At 61.0% G+C, this 7,767-nt stretch carries 10 protein-coding genes and 1 pseudogene; 7 read left to right on the top strand and 4 right to left on the bottom strand.

Annotated features, from left to right (window positions below):
* Positions 1-18: 18 nt before the first annotated feature.
* Positions 19-186 (top strand): annotated as a pseudogene (locus FSO04_RS03900) (2Fe-2S iron-sulfur cluster-binding protein); the annotation flags it as partial.
* A gap of 44 nt (positions 187-230) precedes the next feature.
* On the opposite strand, the gene FSO04_RS03895 reads toward FSO04_RS03900, so the two are convergent.
* Together FSO04_RS03895 and FSO04_RS03890 are read right to left on the bottom strand one after the other, a co-directional pair.
* Positions 231-425: a YqaE/Pmp3 family membrane protein gene (locus FSO04_RS03895; RefSeq protein WP_028194701.1), complete on the bottom strand. Its 195-nt coding sequence runs from the start codon at positions 423-425 to the stop codon at positions 231-233.
* 86 nt (positions 426-511) lie between these two features.
* Positions 512-706 (bottom strand): DUF1653 domain-containing protein, encoded by a 195-nt coding sequence (locus tag FSO04_RS03890; protein ID WP_154558447.1) that lies wholly within the window; start codon positions 704-706, stop codon positions 512-514.
* A 244-nt stretch (positions 707-950) separates the two neighbouring features.
* Between FSO04_RS03890 and FSO04_RS03885 the strand changes: the two genes are divergently transcribed.
* Together FSO04_RS03885 and FSO04_RS03880 are read left to right on the top strand one after the other, a co-directional pair.
* Positions 951-1,355: an OsmC family protein gene (locus FSO04_RS03885; RefSeq protein ID WP_154558446.1), complete on the top strand. Its 405-nt coding sequence runs from the start codon at positions 951-953 to the stop codon at positions 1,353-1,355.
* Positions 1,356-1,552: 197 nt separating this feature from the next.
* On the top strand, positions 1,553-2,347 hold the full coding sequence (locus FSO04_RS03880; protein ID WP_154558445.1) for an SDR family NAD(P)-dependent oxidoreductase: 795 nt from the start codon (positions 1,553-1,555) through the stop codon (positions 2,345-2,347).
* A gap of 129 nt (positions 2,348-2,476) precedes the next feature.
* Here the strand turns inward: FSO04_RS03880 and FSO04_RS03875 are convergent, their stop codons facing one another.
* Positions 2,477-3,121, bottom strand: coding sequence for a helix-turn-helix transcriptional regulator (locus FSO04_RS03875; RefSeq protein ID WP_154558444.1), 645 nt, complete (start codon positions 3,119-3,121; stop codon positions 2,477-2,479).
* Between the two features lie 349 nt (positions 3,122-3,470).
* On the opposite strand from FSO04_RS03875, the gene FSO04_RS03870 reads away from it, so the two are divergent.
* The 3 genes from FSO04_RS03870 to infA all read left to right on the top strand — a co-directional run bounded on the left by FSO04_RS03870 (position 3,471) and on the right by infA (position 4,940).
* Positions 3,471-3,689: a hypothetical protein gene (locus FSO04_RS03870; protein WP_028194708.1), complete on the top strand. Its 219-nt coding sequence runs from the start codon at positions 3,471-3,473 to the stop codon at positions 3,687-3,689.
* A gap of 566 nt (positions 3,690-4,255) precedes the next feature.
* Positions 4,256-4,537, top strand: a complete 282-nt coding sequence (locus FSO04_RS03865) for a hypothetical protein (RefSeq protein ID WP_093635985.1) — start codon at positions 4,256-4,258, stop codon at positions 4,535-4,537.
* A 130-nt stretch (positions 4,538-4,667) separates the two neighbouring features.
* Positions 4,668-4,940 (top strand): translation initiation factor IF-1, encoded by a 273-nt coding sequence (gene infA, locus FSO04_RS03860; RefSeq protein ID WP_012427521.1) that lies wholly within the window; start codon positions 4,668-4,670, stop codon positions 4,938-4,940.
* 244 nt (positions 4,941-5,184) lie between these two features.
* Here infA and FSO04_RS03855 read toward each other — a convergent pair whose 3' ends face one another.
* On the bottom strand, positions 5,185-5,928 hold the full coding sequence (locus tag FSO04_RS03855) for a GntR family transcriptional regulator (RefSeq protein ID WP_154558443.1): 744 nt from the start codon (positions 5,926-5,928) through the stop codon (positions 5,185-5,187).
* A 269-nt stretch (positions 5,929-6,197) separates the two neighbouring features.
* Here FSO04_RS03855 and FSO04_RS03850 point away from each other — a divergent pair, with 269 nt between their 5' ends.
* Complete coding sequence (locus FSO04_RS03850; protein ID WP_168435557.1) at positions 6,198-7,436, top strand: cyanate transporter; 1,239 nt, start codon at positions 6,198-6,200, stop codon at positions 7,434-7,436.
* Positions 7,437-7,767: the final 331 nt, after the last annotated feature.

Here is a 7,767-nt window from a genome sequence, read left to right as displayed (position 1 = left end):
AGATGTGTATAAGAGACAGGGACATGCCGCACCTGCCTATGCAAAATGACGGCGGGACGCGTGCGCTACACGATCGAATGGCCGGGTCTCAGCCGGGAAGAAAAAGCGGAAGGCTACATCCTGCCGTGTGTGGCGATCGCGGAAACCGACGTGGTGATCGAGGCTCCGGACGCGGTCGAAATATAGCAGCGCGAGGACTGCGCCTCGCGCTGCCCGCATTGCATTCAGCCTTACCGACCGTTGCCCATCGCCCGGGCGATTTTCTTGTCGGTGTTGTACTGGCTCAGTGCATACACCGACCAGATCGCAGCCGGAATCCAGCCGATCAGTGTGATCTGCAGAATCAGGCAGATGATTCCGGCAAAAGGCCGGCCGATCGTGAAGAACTGAAACCACGGCAGAATGATGGCAAGCAAAAGACGCATTCAGATTTCCTGTTTGTATTGACCTGGCGGCACACGTTCTTCGAGTGCAATCGTGATGACGATAACGACTGCCTGAACGAGGCAGCCTAGTTGATCGGTGCGAAGCGCGGCACCTTGATACCTTCGACTTCGACCAGCTCGAAAAACACCGAAGCCGGACGGGTCCAGATCGTACCATTGCCGGCTTTGTAGACGATCATCGTGATCGTCGGATCGGACTCCAGCGTGGCCTCGCAAACCAGCTCGTAAATGCCGCCTTTGTAGTGTCGATAACGCACCATTCAACTACTCCTGTCCCGATCAACGGAATCTTTTATAAACGGGCCGACGTCCTCCGAAGCAGAGCACGTGGTTTTATTGCGGCTGTCATTGTAAACCTGTGCTGGACCCCGAAAGATCACTGATGCAGGCTTACGCTATCGCCAACACTTGCAGAGAAACCTTCGCCCGCGCATTTCGCCGCGTGCCCAGCCAGTGGCATGGGCATGCGCTCAATCTTTTGACGTGACACCAATGAGGACAATGATGACTCTCGCGATCGCAACCGCCACCTCGGACGCAGATTCACCCAACTATGTCGTCAAAATCGATGCGGGCACACACAGCCTGCTCGGTGATGAAGGGCCGCGCGAAGGGGGACAGGATACCGGCCCGGCTCCCTTTGAATTCGTCCTTTCGGGTCTCGCGGCATGCACCGCTGCAACGCTCAGGATGTACATGCAGAAAAAAGCATGGCCGGGCGGCCGGATCAAGGTGGACACGCAATTGCACGCCGAGCGCGACGGCGGTCAAACCATTCGGCGCACCGTTTCCGTCGATGGGCCTCTCGACGATAGCCAGCGCAAGCGCCTTGGCGAAATCTGCGAGAAGACGCCGGTCACCCTGTTCATCAAACGGGGAACACGAATCGACACGACGATGCAGTGGTGAGGCGGCCCACGATCTTTTCGTTTTTTTTGAAAATGATTCAAAAGACACGCCAATTATCAAAAAACGCTCCAGCTCGCACAATGCGTCACGTCCTCAGAACAGTCCGGCGTTCAGCATCGAGTCGATGCTGTTGACCGGCGACCTGAGATGACGCACGCAACGCAAATGCAGGCTCACCCCGCAGCAAGGAGCAGAACATGTTTGTCTATCGCGGCTCGACCGCCCTGATTACCGGAGCCTCAAAAGGACTCGGCAAGGTCTTTGCGGAGACGCTGGCCGCACGCGGCATGAACCTTGTGCTGGTCGCCCGCTCTGCTGACACATTGCAGGCTCTGGCGGAAGGACTTTCCGCCAGACACGGCGTGCAAACCGTTGCGCTGAATATCGACTTGAGCCATCCCGACGCCGCCCTCCAGATCGGCGAGGAACTCGAGCGCCGCGGCATTCAGGTCGATCTGCTCGTCAACAATGCCGGGCTAGGTCTGACTGGCAGTTTCCTCTCGCACGATCCGACGAAAGAGCAGTCGCAGATTCAGGTCAACGTTCAGGCGCTCGTCGCTCTCAGTCATCGGTTTGGCAGCGGCATGGCGAAACGCGGCAGGGGCGGCATCATCAACCTCGCGTCCAACGCGAGCTTTCAGTCCCTCCCGCACATGGCCACTTACGCGGCGACCAAGGCTTTCGTCCTGTTCTTCAGCGAGGCGCTGCAATTCGAACTCGTCGGCACGGGCGTGCATGTGATGGCGGCCTGTCCGGGACCTACGGCAACGAGCTTCTTCGACGGGGTGTCGACCAACGTGTCGCCGAAAGACATGGACAGCTCGGAGTCCGTCGTTCAGGAAACGCTCAAGGCCTTCGACAAAAGAAAGGCGGTTGCGTATCCGGGGCGGACCAGCGTGCGAGCCGCGACCTGGCTGTCACGCTTGCTTCCCAGGGGGCTCGTGGTCCGCGTTGCAGCCATGGCGAGCGGCAAAATGGGACTGCATAGCTGAACGCAGCGATTCTTCGCGCAAGGCGGCCACAATCTCCTGGGCGCATCGGCCTTGCTGATCAGCTTGATCATCGGCTCACTGCCGGGTCCGGCGCTGGGCAGCGCCAGCCCACTGCGATCTGAGGAAGCGTCAGCCGCCCTCTTTCATCTGCTTCAGAATCTTATAGACGGTGGCGCGCCCCATCGTCAACACAGCGGCCACATAGTTCGCCGAACTGCGGCCGCGAAACGCGCCCTGCGCATGCAGCGCCTCGACGATTTCCCGCTTGTGTTCGCGCGTGAGTGCATTGACGCCGATTTGCCGCTCGCGCAGCCAGGTGTGCAGGAACGTGTTGATGCGGTCCTGCCAGTCATCCCGGAACAGATCTTCCGCGGGCGCGTCTGTCAGATTGCCGCCTTTGATGAACAGATCTAGCGTGGAGCGCACATCTTCGAACACCGCGATGTTGAAGTTGACGCACAGCATGCCGGCCGGCTTGCCCTCGTCGTCGAACAGGATGTTGCTCACGCAGCGCATGCGACGGCCGTCCCAGTTGAGCTTCTCGTACGGCCCGATCGTCCGGCCGCGCGCCGCGTAGTGGACTTCATCGAGTACCGAAGGGCCACCGACTTCGAGCTTCGACAGGTTGTTCACGAGATACGCGATGGTCTGATCACGCAGGTCGTGAATCACGACTTCGGCACACGGATAGAACAAGGCCGCAATGCCGTCTGCGATGGGTGCGTAGCGGTCCAGCAGCAGGTCTTTCACAGGAGAGACGGTTGTCTTGCGCATTGAGAAATCGCAGTGTTCCAGGGAGGCGGCGCCGCTTTAGCCTGATTGAGCAAAAAGGGACGCCGAGGTTATGGCCGGCAGCCGAGGCAAGCACAACAATGCCGGACAGCCGCGCGCTGCAACTCGCCATTGTAACGACCCCAATCGCCAGCGACGACCGCGACGGCACGGCGCCCGCGCAGCGGCTTTTTTATTGCGGGGCCGCATCGCGCGCGGGGCCTTGATGGGCGCTCGACGACATGCTGCTGCCTTGTTCCGGTTGTTGCATCCGCACCCGCCGATTTTTGTTCGCTTGGCGGGCGCTTTTTTTTCGTGCGATAAAAGAACCCACTATTTCACGGAGCAACAGATGGCTACGCTCGAAGCGTTTCGCGCCGTGCTCGATGACGAAGGCACGCCCGAAATCATCCGCAATCACATCATCGATTCACTGCAATACACGCTGCGCAATCACGGGCAGATTTTTACCTCGAAGGAAGTCGAATGGCTCGCCGGCTGGGATGATGCGCGCATCCCGCTCGCCGCTTCACGCGAGCTGCAAAAGCGCGTCGCCGAAACCACCCGCTGAAGCTCGCCCGCCTTCACCCTCGCGGCGCGGTCTCATACACGGCGTGCCGCTCATGCCCCGGCGCTCCGTTCGCGGCAGCCCTTTTTCGCCCAAAGCCCCGCCGGCTGGGCGGTTTGCCCGCGCGCGGAACTTTTTGCTATCCAATTAGCCCCATTTAGTGCATCATATTGGAATAGCTGTATTCCGCATCCGCACTATCGGGAATGCAGCGCGGGAATACAAGCGGCAGTACCAAGCACAGTATCAATCGGCGTCTCCGCACCACCCCCGACTGTTCGACCGCTGCCTGTCAGCGATCCCGTCACTCCGGCAATGCGCCGCCTGCATTCGCCGTCGCGAGTTGTGCAGCTGAGTGGTTCATTTACGCGCCCGATGTCTGCGCGACATCAGCGTGTTTCTTCTCCATCGAATCCGCGATTTTGCGCGGCCGCGCTCATGCCCTTGCCATCGGGCCTGTGCCAACCTTTTTCCATGGCGGCGCGCCCCAAGGTGCTGCGCTGCCGGGTCTGTCGTGCCGCGCGTAACACGCGTGACACGGCGGCCACGTAATACAGGACACGTGCTTCATGAATTCAGTTGTCAAGACGTACAAGGGTTACGAAATTCACCCGCTCGTCTATCCGCGCCGCCCGGCGGACGGTCAGACGGGCCGCAATCCGGACGCAGGTTACGACGCGTCGGTGCGCATCTGCCGCGTGGGCGCCAATCCGGCAGCCGACGGGCGTGTGTTCCGTCTGCAGTATCTGTTTCCGTTCGACGGCACGGGCAAGGCGCGCATTGCGTGCATGGCCCACGCCGAGCAATTGATCGACGGCCGTGTAGACGGCCAGTCCGTCGCCGATCTTTGAGCGGTACTATCAGCGAATCTGCTGGTGCCGCAGCAGTTGGCCTGAAAGCCAACTGTCAACCGTATCAGATGTTGCGCCAGGCTTAACCGCGCGGCCAACACCCATTTATCCCATCGACCAGGAGTTATGCATGGCGAAAGAAGAACTGCTTGAACTTGACGGTATCGTCGACGAAGTACTTCCGGACAGTCGTTACCGCGTGACGCTCGACAACGGCGTCGTGGTTGGCGCTTACGCGTCCGGCCGCATGCGCAAGAATCACATCCGTATTCTCGCGGGCGACCGCGTGACGCTGGAACTGTCGGTTTACGATCTGACCAAAGGCCGGATCAATTTCCGTCACAAAGACGAACGCGCCACCGGTGGCGGCGGCGCACGCAATACCCAATTCCGTCGCCGTTAAGGCTGGCGGCACGCTGACCGCTTCCTGAGTTGTTTCATGACCGGTCCGGGCGTGGTTAATTGTTGCTATCTGGTTGTTCGCGAAGCCTTTCGCGCGCCTTCTCCGGCTTGATTCGTTGACTCGAGCCTGAGCGGCGCGCCGCGGCGTCGCATGGGTTACGCGCTTTGCAGCACGCCTGGCGCCTCGACCCGTCCTGCCGCAGTCGGGTGTCTCACACCCTTGCGCAATTTCCGTTGCTTCCTTTTCATACCCCGAACACCGCACCGAGATCCTCTCCGGCGGCGCTTTTGCGCACCTGTTCGACCACCCGCTCCTCCAGCTCCGACAGATGCTCGCGCATCGCCGCCAAGGCGGCATGCAGGTCGCCCGCATCGAGCGCTTCGATGATCTGCATATGCTCGTCCGCGGAGCAGGCCGAACCCTTCGACGGGTCGAACAAGGCCTTGTATAACTCGGTCTTTGCGACGAGTTGCCCAACCAGTCCGAGCAATTCCGTCCCGCCCGCCAGTTCCGTCAACAGCACATGAAACTGGCCTGCGAGCCGCACGGATTCTTCGACTGCGCCGGCGTGTGACACCTTCTCTTCGCTGCGCACATGGGCGCGCAGGCGGCGCTTGTGAGCCGCACTCAAATTCCCGCATAAAGCCGCAACGATACCCGCCTCGACAATCTGCCGGGCGCGATACACCTGACGAATGTCTTCCTCCGATGGCGACGGCACGAACGCGCCGCGATTCGCCTCGAGCACCAGCTTGCCTTCGAAACCCAGCCGCGCGAGCACCTTGCGCAACGCACCGCGCGTACAACCGAACGCCGCGGCGAGATCGCGCTCGACCAGTTGCGCGCCCGGCCGCAGACGGCCCTGTAGCAATGCCGCGGTGATCGACGCGTAAATGCGCTCTTCGACGCTGATCGAGTCGTCTTCAGGCGCGCTGCGGATGGGTGTGCCGGTGCTGACGGACGGCGTACGCGAGGAACGGGAGACCATGAGTTCAGTAATGGAGAACGGAGCGATATCGCCCGGCATTGTAGCGACGCGGGGTGGCAGGCGCCATCCGCGGGCGCTTGGGCTTATACCGGGCATCAGAAAAATGGTTAACCATCTCATGATATTATGGTCAACCAAAATAGTCGTGCACGGTCTTTTTCACCCTGTTCGCGGCTCGTCATCCGCCTTGCCGCCAGCGGTCACGCAGCGCCCCGCAGCGTCCTCTTCCCGCTTGCAAGGTGTCGCCCACTCTCGCATTCAGGTCCATTGTGAACTCGCACTCCAGCGCCAGCCCGACCCCAGCCCATGCCAACGACGCATCCCACGCGCTCACGTGGCGCGACGCGCTATGGCTGGGCGCGATTGTCGTGATCGGCATCAATCTGCGGCCCCTGCTGACGTCGATCAGCCCCTTGATGACGACGATCCGCGACGCAACCGGGTTGAGCTTTTACGGCGCGTCCTTGCTGACCAGCCTGCCGGTCGTCGCGATGGGCATCGGCGCATTCGGCGCGGGTGCGCTAACCCGGTCGATCGGCGAAACGCGTGGCGTTGCGCTCGGCTTGCTGGCGATCGCGCTTGCCTGCGGCGCCCGCTGGTCGACCGCCGGCGGCGCTGCGCTCCTTGCGACGGCAGCGCTCGCGGGCGTCGGTGTCGCGGCGATTCAGGCGCTGCTGCCCGCCGTCCTGAAGCAGCTTTTCACTGCACGCGTGCCGCTGGCGATGGGGGTTTTCTCGGCGTCGATCATGGGCGGCGGTGGTCTCGGGGCGCGTTTGAGTCCGTGGGTAAGCACAGCGACGGGGTCGTGGCATGCGGGGCTCGCGGTATGGGCGATTCCCGCTCTCGTGGCCTTGCTGTGCTGGCTGGGGTTGAACCGCGGACCTTCGCACGGCCCTGCGGCACAGCCCGCTCCGGCAGATGCGATCGCTTCTTCGCTCTGGCGCAAGCGACGCGCGTGGACGCTTGGCTTGTACTTCGGGATCGTTAACGGTGGGTATACGACGCTCGTCGCGTGGTTGCCGGCGTTCTATCAACAGCATGGCGCGAGTGTCGCGGAGAGCGGTTCGCTCCTTGCCGGCATGACGGTGTTTCAGGCCGCGGCGGCCTTATTGCTGCCTCTTGCTGCCGCACCGTTCCGGGATCGGCGCCCATGGTTGATCCTCGGATTGTCGGCGCAACTGGTCGGCCTGCTTGGCTTGATCTTCTGGCCCGATGCCGCGCCGCTGGTGTGGGTTGGCATTGCCGGCGCCGGGCTTGGCGGGACCTTCTCGCTGACGCTCGTTACCGCTATGGATCATTCGGCACACCACAGCGTGGCAGGAAAGCTTGTCGCGTTTACGCAAGGTGTCGGCTTCGTTGTAGCGGCTATTACGCCCGTTTTTGCCGGCATGGTCCGGGGCTGGACTGGCGGGTTCGGCGCCGCCTGGGTCATGCTGGCCGTTAGCGTTGCCGCCATGATCGTCGTGAGTGTCTTCTTTTCGCCTCGCAGTTACGCGAAATGGAACTGATGCGTTGGCATGCTGCGTGGACGCGCGTCGATGGCCTTACACGGCCGGTAAATTTTCTGACCGAAAAATAGAAAGCCCTGATTGTTTATATTAATCAGGCTATTTATTCTCTTCATCAAGCTATCTATAGCGTTCAAACATAAGAACCTGACCGGCTGACTAACAGCCGCAGAAGGTCGCGTACCAGGCAGCCGTCACCAACGGTCATTAGTTAGGAATCTTAACTCGGTACAAAAAAACAACCTGTGCCGGCTGGCCAAATGACGACCTATGGCTTTGGCACCGCTGATGACCGCAGTACGACTACTTCACAAAAACAGGGGCAATCATT

This window comes from Paraburkholderia madseniana (genome assembly GCF_009690905.1).
In the GTDB taxonomy this organism is placed as follows: Bacteria; Pseudomonadota; Gammaproteobacteria; order Burkholderiales; family Burkholderiaceae; genus Paraburkholderia; species Paraburkholderia madseniana.
Note: the sequence above shows the minus strand (reverse complement) of the source record. Positions and strands in the feature narration are given on the sequence as shown.

What these genes read in the sequence shown, in the direction of transcription:
- FSO04_RS03895 (WP_028194701.1), bottom strand. Translation starts at nt 425, where the DNA reads ATGCGTCTTTTGCTTGCCATCATTCTGCCGTGGTTTCAGTTCTTCACG.
- FSO04_RS03890 (WP_154558447.1), bottom strand. Translation starts at nt 706, where the DNA reads ATGGTGCGTTATCGACACTACAAAGGCGGCATTTACGAGCTGGTTTGC.
- FSO04_RS03885 (WP_154558446.1), top strand. Translation starts at nt 951, where the DNA reads ATGACTCTCGCGATCGCAACCGCCACCTCGGACGCAGATTCACCCAAC.
- FSO04_RS03880 (WP_154558445.1), top strand. Translation starts at nt 1,553, where the DNA reads ATGTTTGTCTATCGCGGCTCGACCGCCCTGATTACCGGAGCCTCAAAA.
- FSO04_RS03875 (WP_154558444.1), bottom strand. Translation starts at nt 3,121, where the DNA reads ATGCGCAAGACAACCGTCTCTCCTGTGAAAGACCTGCTGCTGGACCGC.
- FSO04_RS03870 (WP_028194708.1), top strand. Translation starts at nt 3,471, where the DNA reads ATGGCTACGCTCGAAGCGTTTCGCGCCGTGCTCGATGACGAAGGCACG.
- FSO04_RS03865 (WP_093635985.1), top strand. Translation starts at nt 4,256, where the DNA reads ATGAATTCAGTTGTCAAGACGTACAAGGGTTACGAAATTCACCCGCTC.
- infA (WP_012427521.1), top strand. Translation starts at nt 4,668, where the DNA reads ATGGCGAAAGAAGAACTGCTTGAACTTGACGGTATCGTCGACGAAGTA.
- FSO04_RS03855 (WP_154558443.1), bottom strand. Translation starts at nt 5,928, where the DNA reads ATGGTCTCCCGTTCCTCGCGTACGCCGTCCGTCAGCACCGGCACACCC.